Genomic DNA, 22812 nt, shown 5'->3' on the forward strand with positions numbered 1-22812 from the left:
TTTACAGTCAAATTGAGGTCGTTTCAAATAAACCCCAATCAGGAAAGCAATTCTGTCCTGTTTCAAATTCCCGTTGGCTTGAATCTGATGTCCAGTGAACTCCCCAATAATTAGACTTAGAGCGTCTGGTGAAGCGGCAACTTCACCGGGCGAGAAAATCTCCCAAACGAAGAAGGGTCAGTCTCATGGCGGAACTTGAGCCGGTTTCTTTGGACGTTTTTGCGGAAGCCCGTGAAGAGGCGTATGCGGTTTTGGCGCATCTGATGGGGCGCATTGCGCCGGGTGAGCATGTGGTGCGGCTGGGGGTGACCATGGACGGTGAGGACCAGCTGGTAACGGCCACTCTGCCTCTGACTGTTGAGGGCGCGGGCACCGCTGATGACTTGGTCGGTGCTGAGGAGAAGTACCTCCACAATGTGGCGTTTTTGCTGGCGTGCGGGTTGGCGCAGCCCTTGACCTACGGCGTGATGTACCTGCGTTCGATCCTGGGTGGGGAGGGCGGTCCGGCCGAGACGATCCGGGCGTGGCGCTTGCGTGACGCGGTGCTCACGGAGTGCACGGCGGCGGAGGCTGCGGAGCTGGTCGGTGAGCGTGAACGGGCCGAGTTCTTGGATGCGTTCAGCGTTCACGCCGGAGCGGGCGAGGAGACGGCCTACTCGCCAGGTGCGCGCGCGTCTCGCTAGAGCCACTGCGCGCGGGCCGGGATGGCAACCTGGCCCGTCCCCTGCTCGCTGCCGCAGGGGCGGTGCAGGGGCGCGGGGGGTGCCTGCTGGTCAGAGAGCCCAGGCACCCCCCGCTTAAGCGGCGCGGAGCGTCGCGGTTATACGAGAGGTGGGGACGGCCCGGTTAGGGTCGTCCCCACCTCTCGTGCATCGCGTAGCGATGCCAGCGCCCGCAGTTCAGGGCGCGAAGCGCCGTGGTTCTCCCGCCGCGTAGCGGCGGCGCGTCGAGTCTGCGGAGCAGACCGCGCGCTGAGTTTTGGGCTGACGGGGAACGGTGCGCCCGGCGGGTCGGCAAACCCGTGCCCGGACGTTCCCCGTCAGCTGACCTCTCCCAAACGAGGCGGTTTCATCGTAGCCCCATCCAACTGCCCACCGTCCCGCAGCCGATAAGGCCCGGGGCGCGCCAACCGGTCCAGCGCGGCGGCGCAGCCGACGCGCGAGCCACCCATGCGGCGCCTGATCCCCGAGGCAGGCTCTCAACCACGCCCGCCCCCATTCCTCACTCTCCTTCAGCCTGTGGGACAAGTGGCAGCAGAGGGGATGTCAGCAGGCCGACCAGGCGTCCGCAGGCTGCTGACGTGGGGTGTTGTAGAGGCCGGCCGCGAGGCCGCGCAACCTCTAGCGCAACACCTGCCACAACACCTGACGCAACATCACGGCGCAACATCTGCCGCAACTCGGGGCGCAACAAGGTCTTTCAACCACCTCCCACATACACTAGTATGTGTGTTGCAGGGGGGAGGCGACCCCTCAGCACGCGCAGTGACCACGAAGGGGAACCAAAATGGAAATCCAGATCTCCGACGGAATCGTCCGTAGGGTGCGCGGCGGAAAGAACGCCCCCATGAACGGCCTTGCAATTCAGGCCCGTACAGTCGCGAACTTCCTGCCCCTCATCTGCGAACGGGTAAGCGCGAGCATCGTGCACAACGCCGACGCGAATTACACCGGAATTCGTTTCGACACCAAGGTGGGTCCGGTGGTTCTGGAAATCCCTACGGGTGACCGTCCTTACCGGCTCGTGCACGAACTGATCGAGCCGGACGAGAAGGGGCGCACCGAGGTGGAGATGCGGCGTTTCCCGCAGATCTACAAGCCGCGTGGAATCGCGCACATCACGGCTGAGTTCCTTCGGTCGCGCGGATTCCTGAAGTAGTCCGCTCGGGGCGCCGTGGGTGGGGCCCCTTCTACACCGGCAGTGATCCCCAACAGAGGAGGAGTCATGGACGAGACGCGGATTGCGGAGCGAGCCGAGGAGATCGGCGCCCCGATCACGGACGCGGAGCGGGAGCAGGCCGCTTACGCGCTGGCGGAGTTGGCGCGCGGCGAGGGTGACCCGAACGCGCTCAGGGTCTCTCACGAGCAGTTGGCTTTGGTCCGGCCGTTCTTCGAGTTGGGCTGGGCCATGGGTGTGCGCAGCGGGCACACGGGACCGGCCATGGCGGGTGTACCCGTGGACGCCCGCACGGTAGCGGCCGCATTCATCCTGCTGGGAACGCAGCGGCTCACGGGTACGCTCGCGCCGGCCGTGGCGAGGTCTGTCGACCCGCAGGACGATGGGCCGGTGTTGTGGCAGAAGGTCGACTATCACGGCAGTCTGACACAGCGTCACGGCATCTACTGGGTCACCGCTATCCACGCGCACGCCGACACGTTCGGCGAGGCGCCGGAAGTGCGCTACGACATCAGCGAGATGACCGGCCGGAGGCCCGTCGTGATGGCCCGGAACGTGCGGCGTCGGAGCCTGACGCCGTTGCCGTACTATCGCATGTTCGCCTAGAAGCGCTGTTCAGGGGTGGGTTCACACCAACCCAACTCACACTAGTATTGGAATTGTTCGGGGGGCGGTGGCCCCGCCCCCCGAACCGCAGAGATCAACAACGAAGGGGAACCCGCATGACTCAGCAGTTCGCCGAGCGCGCCATGAACGTGGCCCCCACCGGTGCCCGCAACGCCGATCTCTCCGACCTGGTCCGCATCTTGGAGGACCAGAGCCGGCGCAAGCTGGACGTGATCGCCCCCGCCTGCGCGCTGCGGCTGTGTGAGGGCAACGTGCACGTCCAGGGCGTCGAGTCCCAGATCACCGAGGACGGTGTGACGGACGTCGACGGGATCTACCGGCCCACCGCCGTGGCGGACGAGGGGATCGCCGACAAGCTGCGTATCCCGCTCGCCTACCTGCGCCGCATGCGGGCCGACAACGTCCCGCTGCTGGACGAGAACGTCAACGCGTGGCTGCGGCAGGAGCCGGACCGTCGTTTCATGCTGCGCGCGTTCCGGGCTGAGAGCGGCCCCGGCGTGCCCGGCGAGGGTGTGGCCCGTGCGCTGTTGTCGGACAGCTACAAGCTGATGGACAACTTCGACATGCTGCTGGCCGCCCTGGACGGGGTGCGGCAGTCCGGCCACCCCACCCAGGTGACCGGTTGCGATCTGACCGACCGGCGCATGCACGTGCGTGTGGAGTCCGAGGCCGTGGCAGTCCAGGCCCGTGCGTTGCTGCGCGGGTACCGTTCCCCGTTCGATGGCCGCAGCGGTGACGAACTGCCGGTGATCTCGGCCGGTTTCGTCATCACCAACAGCGAGGTCGGTTCCGGGGCGTACACCATCACCCCGCGCGCAGTGATCCAGGTCTGCCGCAACGGCCTGACCATGACCCGGGACGTCATGCGGGCCGTTCACCTGGGAGGCAAGCAGGACGAGGGCGTGGTGTCCTGGTCCGGGCAGACGCAGCGCAAGACGCTGGAACTGATCACGTCCAAGACCGCCGACGCTGTGCGCACGTTCCTGTCGCGGGAGTACGTGGAGGCCAAGGTGCGCGAGATGGAGGCCGCCGCCGGTACAACGCTGGCCGAGCCGACGAAGACGATCGAGCACATCACCAAGTCGCTCAGCATCGGTACCGAGGCCAAGGACATGATCCTGGCTCACTTCGTCCGGGGCGGTCAGATGACGGCCGGAGGCGTGATGCAGGCCGTCACCTCGACCGCGCAGACCCTCACCGACGCCGACCAGGCCGCCGCCCTGGAGGCACTCGCACTGCCCGCGCTCACGGCAGCCGCACAGCACGGCTGACAGACCCCCGTGCGGGCCGGGACACCCCTCGCCCGGCCCGCACGGGCCCCCTCCGGAATCACCCGAGGGGGCCGCCCGGCCCGAGCGCGGAGCGCCCCCCCAGCCGCTCAGAGAGCGCGGAGCGCACCCGCCCGCCCATCTGCCGCGTAGCGGCAGCGCGACGTGTCTGCGGAGCAGACCGCGCGCCAAGGAAGACCCCTGCCGCGCCAGCCGGCCCCGCAGCTCACCGCCCCAGCGCCCACCGTCAAGGAGTCCGCATGCCCGCACGCCCGGAGCTCACCCGCCCCGAGGACGCCGCCATCGCGGCCGCCATGCGCCGCACCCCGACCGCGCTTGCCCTCCTGGTCCAGGCACTCGGCGACGGCGAACACACCATCAACCTCGTCGCCGAACGCACCGACGACACGTTCGTCAGTGCCGAGGCCGATCTGTCCATCGGCAGCAACCCGCTACGCCTGGCCGTCCTGGACGAAGACGACTTCGACACGCTGCGCACGCTGCTGGTGTTCGTACTGGAGGGCAGCACCGTGCACCGTGCCGTCCTGGTCGCAACCACGGCCGCCGAGCCCCACCCCCGTGCGTGCGGCTGGACCGCGCGGAACGGTTGGCTGCACCCCATGGACACGGCCGAGCTCCGGCAGGCCGTCATCCCCTGCCCGGGTGTCCCCGCAGTAGAGCGCGAGGTCTACGCCGCCCCGGTCCTGTCCCTGCCCGACACCGACGAGGAGAGCACCCGTGCCTGACACGCCCGCCGTGACGCCGAGCCCCACGGACCACGGCGACATCCCCGCCCGGCAGCCCCTCCCCGGTACCCGGCTCATCGCCTACCGCCTCCCCGAGTGCGGGATCTCAGGTTCGTACATCCACATGGACCACGCGGACATCCATGTGACGTACGCCCAGGTGATAGGCCGCGCAGGCCAGTTCCCGGCCCAAGGCGTGACGTGTCTGGGCCGTACGGTTGCGGGCAGGGACGTCAACGGCTGGCTGCGAGGCAGCCTCAATTTCTGGCTGTCCAGCGAAGGACGGATGGCTGATGACGGAGTGATCCGCTACCGGCAGACCCGCAACCACTCGGTCGTCACGCTCGTGCCGGACAAGGCATCCGGCATCCTGATCAACCGGCCGGACGGGCAAGTGACGGCCGCCGCCTACCGCGTGACCGGCCCCACCGGCGTCACGCAACTGTGGCGCGGCCAGGCCGTGCGCGATGCCATCGGCACCTGCCGCCGAAAGCCCCCCGTGGGGTGGCCGGAAGGGTGGGCGCACCTCCTGCCCGACGCAACTGACGCCAGTCGTCCGACTGCGGCCGCAGGCCACGGAGCGGCCCGAGACTGCCCGAACAGGCGGCTGAACGCAGAGGTCCGTACGCGGTGGTGCACAAGGAGCCGTACACAACGGCTGGGTATGTTCAGTGGTACGTCTCTCCTTGTCGGCGTCGCATCGGGCCGAGTCGAGCGCGGTGGTGACGCAGTCGAAGCCCCGGTAGAGGCTTATCCCGGTAGGTTGCGCTCGTCAGAGATTCGATCCCGTCGAGGCGGCTTATGGGGCCGCACCGTCGGTCACCAGGGGAGAATCACATGCCTGAGCACACTGGCATACAGGCGGACTCCGTCATTATCCACGGCGGGGAGGCGGGTCCGGAGACGGACGGAGCTGATCTGGCGGTGCTCTCCGTTGAGGAGAGAGACCGCCACGAGCGCTTCCGCGTTCCCCACCGGGCCGCAGCCTACGCAGCGGCGCACGCCGTGCTGCGCCACTGCGTAGGTGGGCTGTCCGGTGAGCAGGCCAAGCATGTGCAGTTCGGGCGGCAGCGCTGTGTGACTTGCGGCGACGGGGCGCATGGTCGCCCGATCGTAGAATGGCCCCCAGGGGGTTGGGAGTTCAGCTTGAGCCGGTCGGGCCCGTTCTGGATGGTTGCCGTGGCGCGCGGGGTCCGGGTGGGGATCGACATCGAGCAGATACGACCGGTAGCCGTGGACGCTTTGATGGACTCGGTGCTGCATGATGGCGAGCGGGATCATGTCGCAGCAGCAGAACCTGGAGAAAGGTTGCGTGAATTCATGCGCTGCTGGACACGCAAGGAGGCCGTTGTCAAGGCAAGCGGAATCGGCATCACGGCGGGTCTGCGCGAAATCGACGTGGCGCCGGGCAATCCGCGCCCGGTGGTGCAGCACCGGGCGGAGGGCTGCTCGGTCGTCAATTGGCAGCTTGGCGACCTTACCGTGCCGGACGGCTGTATTGCGGCCCTTGCCGTTCCAGTTACCTCGGGGGTTGCCCCCGCCGCGGCAATGCGGGCCGTTCCCGGGCGGACTACCGCCCCGGCGCTGGGACCGTGGTGACCTGGCCGAGCACTGTCTCGGTGATGCGCGCGCACAACTCCTCCCGGTGGTCCGCCAGGTAGAAGTGGGCACCGGAGTACAGCCACGTCCCGAGGAAGGCATTGCTCACTCGCTTCCAGCCTGCCAGCTGGTTCGGCGGCACCAACTGGTCGTCGCGCCCGCCGAAGACCGTGAGCGGTACGGGCAGGACGGACCTCGGCACGTCGGGATCCCATGTATCGGCGAGCCGGAGATCGTTGCGCAGGATGGGCGCGAAGGTCCGCCACAGGGCGTCGTTGGTAAGTAGTCGTTCCGGTGCACCTCCCGTCGTGCGAAGCCATTGGCGCAGGGCGTCGTCGGACAGGAGGCTCTGGCTGGGCACTGCGCTGCCAGCTCCCGGCACGGGCGGGCGGAAGGCCGACACCCCCAGCCACATAGGCAACGGGCACTCGGTGTTCAAGAGGTAGTGAGCGAGGGCGTAGGCGACCAGCGCCCCCATGCTGTGGCCGAAGAACGCAAAGGGCCGGTCCAGCAGCGGCGTGACGGCCTTGTCGAAGAGCGCCACCAGCTGCTGGCAGTCGTCCACCAGCGGAAGCGCCTGCGCGTTGCCACGCCCGGGAGAGTCCAACAGACATACGTCCCAATCCTTGGGAAAGTGCCGGGTCCAGCCGCGGTAGAGCAGGTGGGATCCGCCCGCGTGGTGGAAGAGGAACAGTCTGACGGTGGGGTCCTCTACCTCGCGTAACCGTGTGACGGGCCCGAGCGGCCGCCGTATGCTCACCGGCCACCTCCCGTGGCGGGGACGGGGACCAGACGGGCCGCTGGTGAGGGGACCGCTATGGGAGCGTTCCGCCCGCCATAGGCCAGCGCGAAGTGCAGCACCTGATGCGTCATCGTTCTGATCTGCTCCTCGACGTGCTGGTCGCCGCACCGCCCGTCGCCGCCCACGGTAACGGTGCTGCTGTTCAATGCGACCCCGAGGGGGGTGGGCCAGCCGCGCAGTGCGTGTACCACGTCGCGCAGTGCGGACAGCGTGGCGACCGCCCCTTGCCAGCCTCCACCCACGGCCACGCACCCCACCGCACGGCCGCTGAAGTAGGGACGGGCGTCGCTGCGCAGCTCCTCAACGTGGTCGAGGGCGTTCTTCAACAGCCCGGGGATGCCGCCGTGGTAGACGGGGCTGGCCAGCAGGATGCCATCGGCCTCGGAGATCCGGCGCAGCAGCCGCGCCGCCGAGGGTGCGTTCTCCTCGGCTCCGGGGTCGTACGGCGCCAGCACCAGGTCGGGCCCGGCCAACAGGCTGACTTGGGCCCCGGCCTTCTCCGCCTCGGCTAGGGCGAAGCTGAGGACACGCTCGGCTGTCGACGCTGGCCGCGCGGAGCCCCCGATCCCGAGGATCTTCACACCTGGTGCGATGCCTGCGTCCCCGCCCGTCATCCGGCCTGTCGCGTGGTCCATCATGCGCTTGCTTCCGGCGGGCAGGTCCGTCGAAGTGCGCGGTCGACCAGCCACGACGCGGCCCCGGTGTAGTGGCCTGGGTCGCACAGGGCCGTGAGGTCCTCGCGGCTGAAGACTCTGGCGACGTCCGGGATGGCGGCCAGGGCTTTGTCCAGCGGGATTCCCTGCCTGCTGGCTGTCTCGGATGCCTCGGTGAGGACCTTCTTCGCGGTGACCTTGCCCAGGGCCGGGGCCAGATGCGCGGCCACTCGCTCCGAAACGATCTGGCCTTGAGTCAGGCTGACGTTGGCGCGCATCCGTTCCGAGTGCACTTCCAGCCCTTCCGCGAGTTCGGCGGCTGTGTGGGCCGCGCCGCCGACGAGCCGCAGTATCTCCCGCAGGGGTTGCCACTCGGCTTGCCACAGGCCGGCGGAGCGCTCATCCTCCGCGGCCATGCACAGGCCCAGGACGCTCGCGAGGGCGGGGACTTGCACGGCGGCGCTGCGGATCAGCGTTGCCAGGGCCGGGTTGCGCTTGTGCGGCATGGCCGAGGAGGCGCCGCGTCCCGCCGCTGCCGGCTCGGCGAGTTCCCCGACCTCGCTACGGGTCAGGACGAGGACATCCGCGGCGATCTTGCCGAGTGTGCCAGCTGTGAAGGACAGCGCGTGGGCCAGGTCCGCGACGGGGGTGCGTAGCGCGTGCCACGGCAGGGCAGGTGTGGCCAACCCCGTTTCCCGGGCGAACGCGTCGACGAGCAGATCAAGGTAGTTGAAGCGCTCCTTCTGTTCGACGGGCGCGTCCTTGCCGCTGCCGCCGTCGATACTGGCGTATTCGAGGTAGGCCGCGAGGGTGCCAGCGGCGCCGCCCAGGGAGACCGGTAGCCCGCCGTCCAGCAGATCGGCCAGCCGCTGGTCCGCCTCGGCGGCCAACTGTCGCCAGCCCGCAGCCTTCAGCCCGAATGTGGTGGGCACGGCGTGCAGACCCAGGGTACGGCCCGCCATGATGGTGTCCCTGTGGCACGTGGCGGTCTTCTCCATTGCGCGGATGACACGGCTCAAGTCCCGCCGCACGATTCGCAGGGCCTGTGCAGAGACCAGCATGGCTGCTGTGTCGAAGATGTCCTGGCTGGTAGAGCCCCGGTGGACGTACTCGGCGGCCTCTGGGTCGGCGTTGGCGACAACCTGGGTGAAGGACTGCACCAGCTTTACCACGGGGTTGGCACTATCCCGGGAGGCGACTGCAATCTCCCGGGTGCTCACGCTCTCGGCTCGGGCACAGGTCGTAATGGTGTCGGCCGCCTCCTTCGGCACCGTTCCCAGCCGGGCCTGAGCCCGGGCGAGGGCGGCTTCGGCATCGAGCATGGCCTGGATCCACGCCTGATCGCTCACGGCGCGTTCCACGGCCGTGCCCGCCCGGACGGGGGAGAGCAGACCGGTGTCGCGGTCGGCAGCAGGGCTGTTCATGCAGGAGCTCCTTTGGCGCTGCTGGGTGAGACGGGCGAGATGCCGAGCACCGTACGGGCGATGGCGTCCGCGTCGGACAGGGTGACCGAGTCCACGCCGGGGCGGACCCCTGCGGCGGTTACCCAGTGCACCGACTCGGTGGGGACGCCGTAGATAAGTCGCCGAGGATGGGACCGACCGCAGTTGTCGAGCAGCCGGTACGTGCCTTCCTCTACGGCGACGCCGCCCGTCTCATAGGGCTCCGCCCCCTCGATCGGTATCCGGTGGGGCGCAAGCTCCCCCCGCGCGCTGAGACCACGTAGCAGGGGATCGGAGGTCCTGCGGATATCCAAGACGGGCAGCCGGGCTTCGATCAGCACGGTTGCACGGACCTCGGAGCCAGGCACCTGTGTGGAGCGGGCGGTGAACGCGCAGCCGCCGGGATCCAGGCGGACCGTAGTACCGGGACCGAGTACGTGCAGCAGGTCCGCCTCCATCAGTGCAAGCATCTCCTCGATGCGGGAGGCTGGTGGGCCGATGGAGAGGAATGCATTCAACGGTGTGTACCAGGCATCGAGTTCGTCCTTGTGGGACCGCCCGTCAAGCCCGCAGTGGTCGACGGCCAGCCGGACCTCGTTACGCAGGTCGCGCAGCACGTCCAGGGCCGCCTTCAGCGGGCCTCGCACATTTCCGCGCCGGGCCTCGCGGACGTCCTGCCGCAGACGATCCGTCAGCCAGATAGTGAAGTCGTTCGGACCGTGGAAGGAGCGCCCGGCACAGGGGTCGGCCACCGCCTGCCAGTCCCAGCGCTCCGTTGCGTCGATGCCGTAGGCATCCAGCAGTGCATCACGGTCGCTGACGTCATCTGCTTCCAGGTAGCACCGCCGCAGTTCCTCGTTGTCCCTCTCACCACCCCGGGAGGCGAGAAGAACGGCGTAGTAGACGCTCTCCACCTCGCGGGATATCAGGGGCCACAGCTCCTTCCGGAAGCGGATGCGCTGCCCGTCACGTGAGCGGAGGCGTGTGATGCGTTCTGGCGTCAGCAGGAAGGGCAGATAACGCTCGGACGGCCCCTTCTGGTTCTCGCCACGCGCATGGTATGGGACACCCCTTCGGGAGAACGCGTACATGAGCGGCTCGCGGCCGGAGGGCCAGTAAACGAGGCGGCCGTCGTCGGACCGACTGAAGAATCCGCCACGGGCCCGGGTGAACAGAGTCATATAGTCGAAAAAGTTCAGGCCCATGCCGCGCAGGATGACCGTTTCTCCAGGGGTGATCTCCTCCAGGAGCGTGTCTGCTGGGTTCGACGGGGTGACGTAGGTCAGGCCCAGCTCGCGGGCCGCGTTGGCGAACGTCTGCTCCTCGGGGGAGAGTTCCGTCGGCACGTGTCCCTGCGCCAAGACGACCGCGTGCAGCCCGGTTAGCCGGGTGCCGTCCTCCAGCCGGACGATCTGCAACCCGTAGGTAGTGCCAGGCGAGTCCTCCAAAGCGACGGCCTGTAAGCGGTGCACGCGTACGGTCACATGGGCCGGGGCGCCAGCGACTACACAGTCGAACATCTCGCGCAGGTAGTGGCCGTAAAAGGCGCGACTGGGATACCCATCCGGCTTCAGGGACTTCGCCTCGGCCAGCAGATCGGCCTCCATGCCGCTGTCCTCGGGAAGCGACTTGGCCCACTCGTAGAGACTGGGGCCGGGCATGACAGGGCCGCTGATGCGGCAGCTGGCATCAGTGAACATGGTCACCTGAGAGGCGACCGTGTTCATCAGCAGCAAAGGGTTCTGGTCGGTGCGCCAAACCGCTCCTGCGCCAGGCGCGTGCGGATCGACCAGGTGGACGGTCAGCGCGCTGTGGCGCGGCCACGCACGCTCGTTGGCCAGGAGACGTTCCAGAACGCACAGTCCACGCGGGCCGGCGCCGACGACGCAGACAGTCCTGGAGGTGTCTCCGGCGACGTTTGCAGAAGTCTCTTCGGATAGGAAATCGGTGGGCAGAGGCGTTGTGTCCGGTGACGTTATGTGCACTGGCTCGCCTTCCTTCTGCTGTCGCGTCTGAGGTCACGCAGGCCCGGGATGTCGGGGTTCCCGTCCGCCTGGCGGCAAGCAGCAGCACGGGGGGCGCAGACGCGCAGCAGGTTGCCGATGATGCGGTGACCGACGTTTTCGTGGGCCGTCAGGATTGACTCCGGGTGGAACTGCACGGCGTAGCGGGCGTGGGCCGGGTCCTCGACGGCCATGGCGATGCCTTCGAGCTCCGCGGTCACCGCAAAGCCCCGGACACCGTTGGAGGGGGCATAGAGGGAGTGGTAACGGGCGGCTGTGAAGACCTCCGGCAGCCCGTCCAGCAGGTCACCGCCGAGCGCCGTGATGCGGCCAGCCTTGCCGTGGGCTGGTTCGGGCAGCTGTTTCAGGACGCCCCCAGCGTGCTCCACCATCGCCTGCAGCCCCAGGCAGACCCCGAAGACGGGCAGCTGCCGCTCGTAGAGCGCGTCCAGCAGGGCGTGGCAGCCGAAGTCCTCGGGCCTACCGGGCCCGGGAGAGAGAACGACGAGGTCCGGCTGCATCTCGTCGAGGCGCGGGAGGGGGAACCCGTGCCGGAGCGTGGCCACGTCAGCTCCGGCGGAGCGGAAGTAGTCCGCGAGGGTGTTGACGAAGGAGTCCTCGTGATCGACGAGGAGTACTTGCAACCCTGTCCCGCCACTGACCGGCGTCCTACACTCCGCAGCCACTTCGTCGGTGCTCCCGCCGTGGTTGATCGCAGCAGTCATGGCTCGGGCCTTCAGATAGGTCTCCTGCTCCTCGGCCTCGGGGTCGGAGTCGTAGAGCACGGTGGCGCCCGCCCGCACAGCCGCGATGCCGTCGCGGATTTGGGCGGTGCGGATCGTCAGGCCCGTGTCCAGCGATCCGTCGACGCCGATGAAGCCAACGGCTCCGCCGTACCAGCCGCGGGGGTTCTGCTCGTGGTCCTCGATGAACTGCATTGCCCAGGACTTCGGCGCGCCCGTGACCGTCACCGCCCACATGTGGCTGATGAAGGCATCTAGTGCGTCCAGGCCGGGGCGCAGGCGCCCTTGGACATGGTCGACGGTGTGAATGAGGCGGGAGTACATCTCGATTTGCCGCCGGCCGATGACCTCGACGGTGCCCGGCACACAGACGCGGGCCTTGTCGTTGCGGTCCACGTCGGTGCACATGGTCAACTCAGTCTCGTCCTTGGACGAGTTGAGCAGGGTCCGGATCTTCAGGGCGTCTTCCAGTGCATCCGCGCCACGAGCGATGGTCCCCGAGATCGGGCACGTTTCGACACGGTCGCCGGACACCCGTACATACATCTCCGGTGAGGCGCCTACGAGGTATTCGGACTCGCCGAGATTGAAGAAGAACTCGTAGGGCGAGGGGTTGGCGCGGCGGATGCGGTCGAAGACCTCTGCGGGATGTTCGCACCGGTGGTACATCTCGTGGCTGGGCACCACCTCAAAGAGATCGCCTCGCTGGAAGCGCTGCTTCGCCTCGCGGACGACGGTGGCGTAACTGCCGGGCACGATCTCGTTCGGGAGGGCGCGCGGTCTCCGAAGCCGGGGCGTGGGCTCGGTGTCGCGCGACAGGCCAACCGTAGTGCCGGTCTCCGTGGTGAAGTCGTAGGAGACCCGGCGCGTGTTGCCCCGCTCATGGTCGATCACGAGTAGCTCGTCGGGGAGGTGCAGGACAATGTCCCGCAGGTGCGGCGGGCGGGGGCGGCGTGTGCGTACGGGGTGGAACTGGAGGGCAAGGTCGTAGCCGAACGCGCCGTACAGGCCGAGGTAGGGGTCCTCCGGCACTGACAGCCCGTCCCGAATCGCCCGCAGGGCGGTAAAGACCGTGGGGAGCCGGGTGCGGTCCTCCTCCGTTACCGGCCGGTCGCGCTCGTCTTGCTCCGCGACGGTCACCTCAGCCTGGTCGCCAGTGTGGGCAACCGGACCGGTCGTCGTCAGCCACCGCGCGATGGCCGGCAGCAGGACGCGGCCGCGGTCATTCAGTGCGCGGGCTGCGACCCTGCGCCCTTGGGCGGTGACCTCCAGACAGGGGTCGGTGTACGCTCGCGTCCAGCGGGTATAACGCCCTGGGAACTGCACGCCTGATCCGAGGATCCCGCCCCGCTGCCGCTCGATAGCTTGAGCCGTACGGGTGATCAAAGCCTCCTCTTCACCGGTGGTGAGATGCGTAACGGTGCGGCTGATCCGGATTCTGCCGGGCTGTAGCCTGTCGATGAGGAAGTCGGTGGTCTCCATCGCGGTTACTCCGGCAGGCCCACAGCGAAGGCGTTCTGTGGAGTTCCGCCCAGCAGGACGGCACCCGACGACTGAATGATCTGGCCCTGCACGGTGGCGTGTTGGCACATGGTGTTGAGATCCCGCAGGTAGCGGTCGAGCGGGGAGGGCCGGTACACGGCCGTCGTCGTGGCGACATCGAACAGCCGACCCACCAGGTCCCGGACGGTACGGAAGGCATGGACCCGGGCAAGCGCCGCTGACACCAGGTCGTCCGGGCCGAGCTCCTCGCCCTGTGCAAGGATCTCCCACTGGCGCCGCAACGTCCCGTACACCGCGTGCCGCGCGGCCAGCAGCTCCATCTCGGCCTGGGCGACCACGATCTGGACGCGATACTCCTCCCGCCACGGCTTGCGGGAATGCCGGTCGACGCGGCCAGCGGCCATCTCACGGATGTAGTCGAGAGCGGCCCTGCCCACGCCGAGGGCAACACCGGGCATGGTGCGCAGAATCGAATCAGGCGTGGTCTCCGGTCCAGGCCGGACGGGGTTAGCGAAGCTGAAGGTGTGACTCTCGGGTACGAAGAGGTCCTTGACCGCGTAGTCCAGGCTCCCGCTGCCGGCGAGGCCCGTGGTGTGCCAGGTGTCGGTGATCTCGAACTGCTCGGGCCGTCCTACGATCATGCGCCAGTGGGCGCGTCCGCCGCGGGGGCCCGGGTTGGTCTCCGGCTTCCCATCCTGGTAGACGAGGCATCCTGCGACCACCCTGTCGCAATGGGTGATGCCGCTGCCGAACTGCCAGGTGCCAGTGACCCGGTAGCCGCCGGGCACGCGCTCGGCTCGTCCCTTCGGCGGGATCGCGCCAGCAGTGATCGTGTCGAGGGACGGGAACATCTCGCGTGCCGCGTCCTCCGCCATGTAGTGCGCAAAGAGTCCGCTGTCCATGCCAACCATGGCGCACCAAGCGGCCGAGGCGTCGCCGACAGCGAGTGCCTCAATTACGCGGGTCCGCTCTGCGGGCGTCATGACCGGCCCGCCCCAGGAGGGCGGGAAGGCCATCCGAAAGACGCCTGTGCTCCGTAGGAGGGTGACGACGTCCTCCGGGAGCCTCCGGGCCTGCTCTATCTCCTCCGCCCGCGCTGCCAGTTGTGGTGCTGCCTTTCGGGCGCGCTGGAGAATCTCTTTACTGGTCGACGGACCGTAGTCCGTATCGTGTGTGACACTCACGATTTCTGCAGCTGGCATTCCGTCTTCGCTTCCTGAGCAGGACAACAGGGGCAAGCGGGGATTCGTGCAGTACTGCTGGGTTCAGGCCGACAGAGCGGTGCTCATACCTTGCGCCACTCGGGAATCCAGGCGCCGTCCGTGATCCGGTAGTCGGAGAAGAGTGCTGGTGCCTCCTCGCGCATCAGCCGGCCGATCTTGTCGAAAACCAGCCGAATCTCTTCCTCCGCGCCAGGAGCGGTGCGGGATTCAATGAGGTGACGCAGGGTCCGGACATTCGCTGTCCACACCAGACCGGTCGCCAGCCCCTCCGGCGCGAAGCGCCGCATGAAGGAGGTCTTGTGTTTCTTCTCGCCGAAGCCACGTCCCGGTTCGTCCAGCCTGAAGTGGTCTGACATCCACGTCTGAAACTCTTCGAGCTGCCGTAGAACGGCGGTGGCGCGGGTCATCAGCTCCTCGTCCTCCCGGGCCCAGTCGGGGAACCAGAAGGGCAGTTCCTGCAGCCTGACGAACCGCAGGGACTCCTGGGAAACCGCCACTCCTACGCGGTGCCGGGCCAGTTCGTGGGTGAGTACCCGGCTGACGTTGTGCAGGACAAATGTGAAGCTGACGTGTTCGAGAACGGAGCCGTGTCGGCTCGCGAGGATATTAGTGAGGTACGCCTCTTGGTCCGTACGGATCCGACTGACATTTGGGTTCAGACCCGGCTCCCAGGACCTGTAGCACATTCTTCCCGCGAACTCGATGAGATTCTGAGGGTCGTTCAGCTCGGAGTCCATCTCGCCACGGTCCATACGGGCTATCCAGCTCGTTCCGCCCACCTCTTCCAGATAGGCAGCGACGGCATCGTAGTCGAGGCTGGAGTGAGCAGCGAGAATGACTTCCGGCTCAACTGATTTCATCAGTGAATGCTTTTCTTTCACAGTACGAGTCCGCCGTCGACGCCCAGCACTTGGCCCGTGATATAGGTTGCCCGGTCTGAAACGAGGAACGAGACCAGGTCTGCGACCTCCTCTGGGGCGCCGAACCGTGACAGCGAAATCTGTCCGAGGTATTTCTTACGGGCCCGTTCGGTGACACCGGAGGTCATGTCCGTCTCGATGAATCCAGGTGCCACCGTATTGGCCCGTATGCCGAATCTGCCGTACTCCTTCGCGACGGCCCGGGTGAATCCGATGATTCCGGCTTTGGAGGCGGAGTAGTTGGTCTGCCCCGCGCTGCCGTGGACTCCAGCCACGGAGGAAACCGTGACCATGGTGCCCGACCTGCGCTTGACCATCCGTTCGACGACAGGGCGGCAGACGTGGTATGTGCCGTCCAGATTGGTGCGCAGCACTGCAGCCCACTGCGCGTCGTCCATCATCGCCAGCGGCTTGTCCCGGGTAATGCCTGCGGCGGTCACCGCGACGTCCACGGGACCGAGCCGGTCCTCGGCCGCCTCGACGAAGTCGCGGCACTGGCCGGCGTCCGTGACGTCGACCCGCCTGCTGACGACGCGGGCGCCCAGCCCGGCCGCCGCCCGTTCGGTCTCTCCGGCAGCCTCAGCACGCGAGTGGTAGCAGAAGGCGATGTCGAATCCGTCCTCGGCCAGCCGGGTTACGACAGCCCGGCCGATGCCTCGCGAGCCGCCCGAGACGAGCGCCACGCGTCGAGCGGTCACGCGGCGGACCCATCGGCCTGCAGCGAGCCGACCAGGCCATGGAGCTCAGTGAGAGTCTGCACGGAGGCCAAGGAGGAGTCTTCGATGGAGACGCCGCACTCCTTCTCCACGCGGGAGGAGATCTCCAGCAGCATCAGCGAGTCCATCTCCAGGTCCTCGGCGAAGTGGTCGCTGTCGCCCACCTCTTCGGGCGACAGCTCCAGCGCCTGAGCGACGATGGCACGCAGTTCCTCCAGGCCGATATCGGGAAGCATGGCAGTTATCCTTTTCCGGTGGGGTGTGGGTGGGTGTCGTGGCTATCCAGTGCTGTACAAGTCGTCAAGCGGCGGTCAGAAGCAGGGCTGCGGTCGCTTCGTCGGCGTCGCCGCCGCCCGTGACCGCAAGCGCGGCAGCCGTCGAGTGCTCGTCCATGTGAGCTGCTGCTGCGGCGCACTGCAGCACTCCCAGGGCCCCGGAACAGTCGCCCAGCAGTGCGGTGACGTCCAGCGTCCGTCCGACGGCCGCTGCCGGCAGGTGCCGTTGGCCGGTGGTCAGCCAGAGTTCGACGGGCCCCGGGGCCGCTGCCTCGACGGCCGCGACAGCAGCCGCCAGGTTGGCCCTGCGGGCGTAGGCCGCGACAGCCGCACGGGCTGGCCACGAGCGGGCCGCAGCCAGATCTGCCGTCTCCACTACCACGGCGCCGGTGACGTCGTGGGCGGGCCGCCCGAGGAGCTTGCCAGCGTGCTCGGAGGCTGGTTCGACGCCGACGACAACGGCCCGTTCGCAGCGCCCGGCTCTGATCAGAGTGTGTGCCCAGTGCATGGCGTCCAGTCCGCTGGTGGCACCGTTGCAGACCGTGAGGTTCGGGCCGCGCAGGCCGTGGCGGATCGCGATCCAGCCCGCGACGACATTGCTGGACGTCTGGGGCAGGCCCAGCGGGCTAAGCCCGGTGACCGTCTCGCGGGCGATGGTGTCGGTTAAGTCGCACACCGTCTGCAATGTGCCGAGGTTGGAACTCACGACCACCGCCGTACGGGCACCGGGTACACGCAGTGACCCGGCCTCGTCGAGCAGACCGGCGTCGCCCAGCGCCTGCTGGGTCGCGTACAGGGCCAGCCGGGAAGCACGGTCCTTGTTGCGCATCTCGCGGCCCTTGAGGGCGGATTCGGGGTCGAAGGGGCGCTCCGGCGTTTTGCCGGTGAACAGATCTCCGGCTTTTCCCAGGCCAGGAACGGCCGTGCCGGTGCCCGTCACGACGACGGAGACGCCGAGATCCTGTGCCAGCTGTCTGCTGGGTGTGCTGGTCACCGTGCCGCCTCCACAATCGCGACCGCGTTGATTCCGCCGAAACCGAAGGCGTTCACCTGGGCCGTGCCGACGGTCGCCTCTACCGCCCGGTTCTGTACCAGGGAGAGGGCGGTGGCCTCCTCGATGGGTTCGCTCAGCCCAAGGACCGGTGGCACAGCCCCGTGGCGCATCGCGAGGAGCGCCATGACAAGACTCAGTAGGCCCGAACCGCCAAGCGTGTGGCCGGTCATGGACTTGATGGCCGTCATCCAGGGGCGGTGTCCGGTTGCGGCGAAGATGTCCGCTAGGACGGCCGCCTCGGTCTCGTCGTTGCGTGGAGTGCCGCTGCCGTGCAGCATCACCAGGTCGATGTCTGCGGGCGTCACTCCGGCCCGTTCATGGGCCTCGGAGACGGCCGCGCGGATGCCGTTGTGGTCGGGGGCCGTGGGATGGAAGGCGTCGCAGTTCATGCTCACGGACTTCAGTCGGGCGTGCGTGGGTGTCCCATGGGTGCCAGTCCGTCGCAGGACCACGGCCACGGCGCCTTCGCCCATCAGCATGCCCTTGTGTGACACGTCGAAGGGCCGCAAAGCGTCAGGGGTGTCGTTTTGCACCTTGTCAAGGGTCCCGAAAGCGCTCTCGGTCATCGAGTCGGTCCCTGCTACGACAACCGCGTCGGCCAGGCCGAGATCGATCATGTCGGCTCCCATGCCAAGCGCATAAAGCGAGGCGGAGCAGGCATTGGCGAAAGTGTAGGTGGAAATAGCGCCGAATGCCTGCTGCAAGGCCCCGCCGAAGTAGAGGTCGCCGGGGCTGATGCCTGCCGCCTTGGTCCACCACAACTCGGCACTGCGCTGCTCCCGCATCGTGGTGCCGATGAGCACGGGGATGCCTGAGAGGTCCTCGGGCAGACTCGCGTCGGCGAGGGCCTGCCGCACGGCCGCGGTCAGCCATTTGGTGGCACGCAGAGGCTCGTCCTCGCCGCCCGCACGGTCGTCGATCTCGTAGGCGTACCGGGCCCGGTACTGTGCGGTATCGAAAGCATTGAGTGGCGTGCGGGTCTCCTTGCCAGCGCACAGCGCGCCGTAGATTTCCTCAGGGGTTACGCCAAGGTTGGCAACGGCACCAAGCCCGGTGATGTCCCACGTCACGACCGAATCGCCTGCTTTCTCAACTGGTAGGCGGCGAGCTTTCCGGTTGAGGTGACGGGTAGCCGGTCGAGAAACTCCGTCCGTGCCGGACGCTTGTAGGGAGCCAATTGGGAGCGGATGGCGGTGTTGATCGACCGGCGGAGTGCGTCGATGTCGGTGGCGGAGGCTGTATCGGCGACGACATACAGCACGGCCTCTTCCAGGCCGTGGCTGTCACGCGTGCCGACCACGGCGCACTCGCGAACGCCGTTCACGGCACGGACCACGGCCTCGATCTCTCCAGGCACCACCTTGTATCCACCGAGGTTCAGCAGGTCGTCGGCGCGGCAGAGGTGGATAATCGCGCCATCAGTGTCGCGCAGGGCGATGTCGCCGGTGTATGCGCCGCCGTCGGCGAAGGTCTTCGCCACCGCGTCCTCCCGGCCGATGTAGCCAAGTGCGACGGTGGGACCATTGATGTGGAGACGCCCCTCGGTGCCATCGGGCGCGAGGCGACCCTCCGTGTCACGGATGGTGGCTGTCACGCCCGGTACAGCGACCCCCACACTGCCTGGCATCGGGCGGACCGGTGGGGTGGCCACAACGATGAACAGGACTTCCGTCGCGCCGAGTCCGTTGATCAGGTTGGCGCCGAACGCCTCCTGGATACGTTCACTCAAAGCGGCCGGAAGGTTCTCCCCGGCGGCGACACACAACCGTACGGAGTCCGTACGCGGCCCGTCAGCTCCGGCATCGACCAGCGCCGCGTACAGGCGGGGCACGGACCACATCACCGTTGGCGCGTAGCGGTTGATCTTCGCGGTGACGGCGTGCACGTCAACGCTTCCGCGGATCAGGACGGTACGAGCTCCGGCAGCGAGCGGGAACAGGACGCTGCTGCCGAAACCGTAACCGAAGGACATACGGGCGGTGGACAGGACCACGTCGTCCGCGCGCAACCCGAGGACCGAGCCGAATCCAGCCACCGTTGCCGCGAGCGCACCAGCGCTGTGCCGGACACCCTTGGGCATCCCGGTGCTGCCCGAAGTGTACTGGACCAGTGCCTCGCGCCCCTTGGGCCACCGCAAGGCGCCAGTCTCGTAGATGGTCTCGCCGCTGCGCTCAAAGTCACCGCCAGAGCCGCCTCCCGTTCCATCACTAAAGAGTTGGGGGCGGACGGTCTCGCCAGCGATCAGCCTGTAGTCGGCGAACAGTTCGGTCAGCGCGCTCTGCCGTTTGCCGGCGGCGTCGAGGTGCACGAAGCCGGGCTCGCAGTCGCCAGCGATGTACAGAAGTTCGTCGTCGGTGAGCATGGGGCTGACGATCACGGGAACGCAGCCGTGCCACCACATGCCAAGGACAGCCGCCACCGTGACGACGGAGTCGTCTGCGATTGCCAGGCCACGCGAGCCGGAGGGGATGCCAGCGTCACGCAGCACGGACGCGTACCGCCGGGCGGCCTCATAGAGCCCTACGTAGGTGACATCGCCCTCGACAGGGTCGGTATATGCGGCGTGCGTCCCGCGCCCCCCTTCGAGGTGTGTGCCGACCAGCCAGGCGACGAGATCCAGTTCCTGCGATCTATTACCGCTGCTTTCCAGGACCACCGCGGCATCCTCGATGCTGCGCATGGCGGCGGCGTCATCGGGGCTCAACTTAACCTGAAATTCTTTCTCGACGCGGGCGATGATCTCCGCCTTTTCCAGGGAGTCGATAGCAAGATCCTCAAAGAAGAGCGCGTCCCCTTCCAGATTCTCGTCGGGCACCTCAAGAACTTCCGCGACAATCGCCCTCAATCTCTGGATGAGTGTGCTGGCACGTCTTATGTCAGCCACAAAATCTACCCTTCGCATGTGTCCGGAAAATGAGATGTCACGCGTCGCGGACATATGCCCCCGCCGCAAAGCCGAACGCGCCGGAACTGTAAGCACGCCCCGACGGCTGTGACAATACCCAACGGGATCATGGAAATATTTCGGCCAAGATTCGCATAGAATAAGCCATTTGGTTTACGGAGGAATCAGCCTAGGTATGGTCGGCCGGGGCGCATTTCCTGCGGAGTGGGCCGACTGTGTCGCGGTCTACAAGGAGGAATCCCCGGGAAGAGCGGGATCCATCTCACGGCAATGACCCATACAGCGGCGATCCACCCTCGACTAAGCCTGGTGATATCATTGAGTTTCTCGCTGCAGACCCTTCGGAGTGCAGACGCCCGCAACGCACTGGCGGAGGAATCCTTCGGCGGCGGCAATGCCTGGCGCACGGCGCTGCGCACGAGCAAGACGCCCGCTATTCCCGTGCTCCTCACTGACAAGCCAGTTATCGACGCGCAGGGAAAGGAACAGACGTTTTTCAGCCTCTCGCAGTTGAACGATCTGGCCGAGGCATGGTCGGCCTGGTACGTGGCTCACGGAGTGGGCCCGCGCGACCGTGTCGCGGTCTATATAGAGGACTCCCTGGAAGATCAGATCCACCTCACGGCACTGGCTCAGATAGGGGCGATACCTGTCCTTCTGAACGGGCTGCTGCCACCCGAGTACGCACTCGCGCTGATCGAGCGCTCGGCGCCCGTCGGCGTGTACACCGACGCGGCTCATCTCTCCCTGATCCAAAGCGGTCTGGCCCGGATAAGCAGCCTGCGCTGGACGCATACCCGAGAGTCGGCCGGCCTGGAGCCAGGGCATCTGCCGGAGACGCCGTGGTTCCGTCACGCCGACGACGATCCGGTGGTCCTCTGCCATACCTCCGGGACTACCGGCGTGCCGAAGCTGGTTGTATGGACACACAGGCAGAGTGTTGTCGGCGCCCGATTCCGACTTCGGAGCCACCCGGAGCCTGACGATTCCTTGATGCTTTCAGCTATTTCCCAGTCGCATTCCGGTGCCATCGCGTTCACATTCTATGCAGTTCTCGCTGGGCTGCCGTTCATCTCGCTTTCCGACCGCAGTGCAGAGGGGGTGACGCGAGCGGTACGCATGTACCGGCCGACGATCGTTCAGGCTTTCCACCCCGTGCATGCCGCTCTCGCTACCTCTGGACCAAAAGCAGAAGACTTCACGTCGGTCAGGGAGTGGATGAACACTGGCGATTCGGCTCACGACGCCCATATTCGCACGCTCATCAACCTCGGTTCCCGCATGGTTGACGCCGAGAATATACCTGGTTCATCGTTCCGTGACGGTCTCGGCGCATCCGAACTCGGCTGGGCGGCGCTCGGGCACACTATTACCTCGGAAACGCCCGAACGGCCGCGTTATCTCGGAAGAGCCATCCCGTTCGCGGACGTCGCCGTTCTCCGCGAGGATGGCTCACCCGCCGCAGACGGCGAAGTCGGCCTCCTGGCCATCCGCAGCGAATCTCTTTCGCCTGGCTACTGGAACGACTCCGACACCTACTACCGCAGCAAGCTGAACGGCTACCGGCTTTCCGGTGACCTCGCCTACCGCACGACCGGTGGCGACTTTTACCACGTAGATCGGCTCGTCGACCGCATCCGCACCACAGAAGGTGACGGGTTCTCAGTCCTTATGGAGGAAATCCTCCTCCTGAGCCTTCCCGAGGCAGCAGATTGCGCGGTTGTCGCTGGCCAAGACGGCGGCAGGACGGTCCCGGTGGCTGTCGTGCGGCTCTACGAGAGCACCCAGGCAGATCCGGCCACGCTATTGGAACGCGCCAACAGTGCCTTGGCCGACAAGGGCCAGCCGCCAATCGCCCTGCTGGAGCTTGCCGCCGAGGACGCCGATATCCCCGTCGGCCCCACAGGCAAGACGCTCAAGCGCCAGTTGCGTGAGCGCTACGCCGACCTCCCCGCATACGTCCGCAAGCGGGATGCCATGTCCTTTGCCATGCGCTGACGGTCGGCACAGACAGCCAGCCCCGGCCCTGCGCCGGGGCTGGCCGAATTTCCGCCTGGCGGGCAAACAGGGGCGTCCCAATAGGCCACGATGGGACGTCACGCCAGTCCATGGAGCACGCAAAGGAACACGAGTGGCTCTTCTCAAACCGCCGCCAGCACATGCGGGAGGGCGCGAGGGAGACGACGCCTGTGCTTGCGCGTCCTGTGTCAGCCAGGGGCGCGGTCGAAGCCCATTGTCGTCGAGCAGCACTTTCGGGCAGCAGCGCAGGGGCTGCGGTCGCCGTGTCGGTGTTGATACCGCCGACCAAGGCCAGAACCTGAGGGACGCTGTTCCTGTCGCAGGCCAGGTGTTGCTCACTGCCCGCCTCTTGGTGGCCGACCGGCAACAAACCGGCGGCAGAGCTCCCCGTGCTGACGCTGACCCCAGCTCCCGAGCT

General features: G+C 67.1%; 19 protein-coding genes. 7 read left to right on the forward strand and 12 right to left on the reverse strand.

Features of this window, described 5'->3' with window-relative positions; translation table 11 throughout:
* Positions 1 to 185: 185 nt before the first annotated feature.
* From ACSHXN_RS43770 to ACSHXN_RS43795, 6 genes are all read left to right on the forward strand, one after another.
* Positions 186 to 683, forward strand: coding sequence for a hypothetical protein (locus ACSHXN_RS43770; protein WP_438306558.1), 498 nt, complete (start codon positions 186 to 188; stop codon positions 681 to 683).
* A gap of 823 nt (positions 684 to 1506) precedes the next feature.
* On the forward strand, positions 1507 to 1878 hold the full coding sequence (locus tag ACSHXN_RS43775) for a hypothetical protein (protein ID WP_438306559.1): 372 nt from the start codon (positions 1507 to 1509) through the stop codon (positions 1876 to 1878).
* A gap of 66 nt (positions 1879 to 1944) precedes the next feature.
* Positions 1945 to 2502: a hypothetical protein gene (locus ACSHXN_RS43780; RefSeq protein WP_438306560.1), complete on the forward strand. Its 558-nt coding sequence runs from the start codon at positions 1945 to 1947 to the stop codon at positions 2500 to 2502.
* A gap of 116 nt (positions 2503 to 2618) precedes the next feature.
* On the forward strand, positions 2619 to 3794 hold the full coding sequence (locus ACSHXN_RS43785; RefSeq protein WP_438306561.1) for a DUF932 domain-containing protein: 1176 nt from the start codon (positions 2619 to 2621) through the stop codon (positions 3792 to 3794).
* A 257-nt stretch (positions 3795 to 4051) separates the two neighbouring features.
* Positions 4052 to 4537 carry a hypothetical protein gene (locus ACSHXN_RS43790; protein ID WP_438306562.1) on the forward strand — a complete coding sequence of 162 codons (486 nt, stop codon included), beginning with the start codon at positions 4052 to 4054 and terminating at the stop codon, positions 4535 to 4537.
* Between the two features lie 837 nt (positions 4538 to 5374).
* Positions 5375 to 6136 (forward strand): 4'-phosphopantetheinyl transferase family protein, encoded by a 762-nt coding sequence (locus tag ACSHXN_RS43795; protein WP_438306563.1) that lies wholly within the window; start codon positions 5375 to 5377, stop codon positions 6134 to 6136.
* Here ACSHXN_RS43795 and ACSHXN_RS43800 read toward each other — a convergent pair.
* From ACSHXN_RS43800 to ACSHXN_RS43855, 12 genes are all read right to left on the reverse strand, one after another.
* Entirely contained in the window at positions 6108 to 6896 is a 789-nt protein-coding gene (locus ACSHXN_RS43800) for a thioesterase II family protein (protein WP_438306564.1), read from the reverse strand. The genes ACSHXN_RS43795 and ACSHXN_RS43800 overlap by 29 nt on opposite strands.
* Positions 6893 to 7576: an NADPH-dependent FMN reductase gene (locus tag ACSHXN_RS43805; protein WP_438306565.1), complete on the reverse strand. Its 684-nt coding sequence runs from the start codon at positions 7574 to 7576 to the stop codon at positions 6893 to 6895. Before ACSHXN_RS43805 ends, ACSHXN_RS43800 begins: the two co-directional genes overlap by 4 nt.
* Complete coding sequence (locus ACSHXN_RS43810; RefSeq protein WP_438306566.1) at positions 7573 to 9015, reverse strand: class-II fumarase/aspartase family protein; 1443 nt, start codon at positions 9013 to 9015, stop codon at positions 7573 to 7575. Before ACSHXN_RS43810 ends, ACSHXN_RS43805 begins: the two co-directional genes overlap by 4 nt.
* The gene (locus tag ACSHXN_RS43815; RefSeq protein ID WP_438306877.1) at positions 9012 to 10988 is read right to left on the reverse strand and encodes an FAD/NAD(P)-binding protein; all 1977 of its coding nucleotides are present in this window, start codon (positions 10986 to 10988) and stop codon (positions 9012 to 9014) included. The genes ACSHXN_RS43810 and ACSHXN_RS43815 overlap by 4 nt, the downstream gene beginning before the upstream one ends.
* 20 nt (positions 10989 to 11008) lie before the next feature.
* Positions 11009 to 13261: an anthranilate synthase component I gene (locus ACSHXN_RS43820; protein WP_438306567.1), complete on the reverse strand. Its 2253-nt coding sequence runs from the start codon at positions 13259 to 13261 to the stop codon at positions 11009 to 11011.
* Between the two features lie 5 nt (positions 13262 to 13266).
* On the reverse strand, positions 13267 to 14484 hold the full coding sequence (locus tag ACSHXN_RS43825) for an acyl-CoA dehydrogenase family protein (RefSeq protein ID WP_438306878.1): 1218 nt from the start codon (positions 14482 to 14484) through the stop codon (positions 13267 to 13269).
* An 83-nt stretch (positions 14485 to 14567) separates the two neighbouring features.
* The gene (gene thyX / locus ACSHXN_RS43830) at positions 14568 to 15365 is read right to left on the reverse strand and encodes an FAD-dependent thymidylate synthase (protein ID WP_438306568.1); all 798 of its coding nucleotides are present in this window, start codon (positions 15363 to 15365) and stop codon (positions 14568 to 14570) included.
* Positions 15366 to 15382: 17 nt separating this feature from the next.
* Positions 15383 to 16123: a 3-oxoacyl-ACP reductase FabG gene (fabG, locus tag ACSHXN_RS43835; protein WP_438306569.1), complete on the reverse strand. Its 741-nt coding sequence runs from the start codon at positions 16121 to 16123 to the stop codon at positions 15383 to 15385.
* A complete protein-coding gene (locus tag ACSHXN_RS43840) occupies positions 16120 to 16377 on the reverse strand; it encodes an acyl carrier protein (RefSeq protein ID WP_438306570.1) in 258 nt (85 codons plus the stop codon). Before ACSHXN_RS43840 ends, fabG begins: the two co-directional genes overlap by 4 nt.
* A 64-nt stretch (positions 16378 to 16441) precedes the next feature.
* Complete coding sequence (locus tag ACSHXN_RS43845) at positions 16442 to 17410, reverse strand: beta-ketoacyl synthase N-terminal-like domain-containing protein (protein WP_438306571.1); 969 nt, start codon at positions 17408 to 17410, stop codon at positions 16442 to 16444.
* On the reverse strand, positions 17407 to 18540 hold the full coding sequence (locus ACSHXN_RS43850; protein ID WP_438306572.1) for a beta-ketoacyl synthase N-terminal-like domain-containing protein: 1134 nt from the start codon (positions 18538 to 18540) through the stop codon (positions 17407 to 17409). The genes ACSHXN_RS43845 and ACSHXN_RS43850 overlap by 4 nt, the downstream gene beginning before the upstream one ends.
* Positions 18537 to 20372, reverse strand: coding sequence for an AMP-binding protein (locus ACSHXN_RS43855; RefSeq protein ID WP_438306879.1), 1836 nt, complete (start codon positions 20370 to 20372; stop codon positions 18537 to 18539). Before ACSHXN_RS43855 ends, ACSHXN_RS43850 begins: the two co-directional genes overlap by 4 nt.
* Before the next feature lie 312 nt (positions 20373 to 20684).
* Here ACSHXN_RS43855 and ACSHXN_RS43860 point away from each other — a divergent pair, with 312 nt between their 5' ends.
* Positions 20685 to 22373: a class I adenylate-forming enzyme family protein gene (locus ACSHXN_RS43860; protein WP_438306573.1), complete on the forward strand. Its 1689-nt coding sequence runs from the start codon at positions 20685 to 20687 to the stop codon at positions 22371 to 22373.
* Positions 22374 to 22812 lie beyond the last annotated feature (439 nt).

This window comes from Streptomyces sp. HUAS TT11 (assembly GCF_051553595.1).
Taxonomy (GTDB): domain Bacteria; phylum Actinomycetota; class Actinomycetes; order Streptomycetales; family Streptomycetaceae; genus Streptomyces.

What these genes read in the sequence shown, in the direction of transcription:
- ACSHXN_RS43785 (WP_438306561.1), top strand. Translation starts at nt 2,619, where the DNA reads ATGACTCAGCAGTTCGCCGAGCGCGCCATGAACGTGGCCCCCACCGGT.
- ACSHXN_RS43805 (WP_438306565.1), bottom strand. Translation starts at nt 7,576, where the DNA reads ATGATGGACCACGCGACAGGCCGGATGACGGGCGGGGACGCAGGCATC.
- ACSHXN_RS43795 (WP_438306563.1), top strand. Translation starts at nt 5,375, where the DNA reads ATGCCTGAGCACACTGGCATACAGGCGGACTCCGTCATTATCCACGGC.
- ACSHXN_RS43780 (WP_438306560.1), top strand. Translation starts at nt 1,945, where the DNA reads ATGGACGAGACGCGGATTGCGGAGCGAGCCGAGGAGATCGGCGCCCCG.
- ACSHXN_RS43840 (WP_438306570.1), bottom strand. Translation starts at nt 16,377, where the DNA reads ATGCTTCCCGATATCGGCCTGGAGGAACTGCGTGCCATCGTCGCTCAG.
- ACSHXN_RS43855 (WP_438306879.1), bottom strand. Translation starts at nt 20,372, where the DNA reads ATGCGAAGGGTAGATTTTGTGGCTGACATAAGACGTGCCAGCACACTC.
- ACSHXN_RS43790 (WP_438306562.1), top strand. Translation starts at nt 4,052, where the DNA reads ATGCCCGCACGCCCGGAGCTCACCCGCCCCGAGGACGCCGCCATCGCG.
- ACSHXN_RS43820 (WP_438306567.1), bottom strand. Translation starts at nt 13,261, where the DNA reads ATGGAGACCACCGACTTCCTCATCGACAGGCTACAGCCCGGCAGAATC.
- ACSHXN_RS43775 (WP_438306559.1), top strand. Translation starts at nt 1,507, where the DNA reads ATGGAAATCCAGATCTCCGACGGAATCGTCCGTAGGGTGCGCGGCGGA.
- thyX (WP_438306568.1), bottom strand. Translation starts at nt 15,365, where the DNA reads ATGAAATCAGTTGAGCCGGAAGTCATTCTCGCTGCTCACTCCAGCCTC.
- ACSHXN_RS43825 (WP_438306878.1), bottom strand. Translation starts at nt 14,484, where the DNA reads ATGCCAGCTGCAGAAATCGTGAGTGTCACACACGATACGGACTACGGT.
- ACSHXN_RS43770 (WP_438306558.1), top strand. Translation starts at nt 186, where the DNA reads ATGGCGGAACTTGAGCCGGTTTCTTTGGACGTTTTTGCGGAAGCCCGT.
- ACSHXN_RS43810 (WP_438306566.1), bottom strand. Translation starts at nt 9,015, where the DNA reads ATGAACAGCCCTGCTGCCGACCGCGACACCGGTCTGCTCTCCCCCGTC.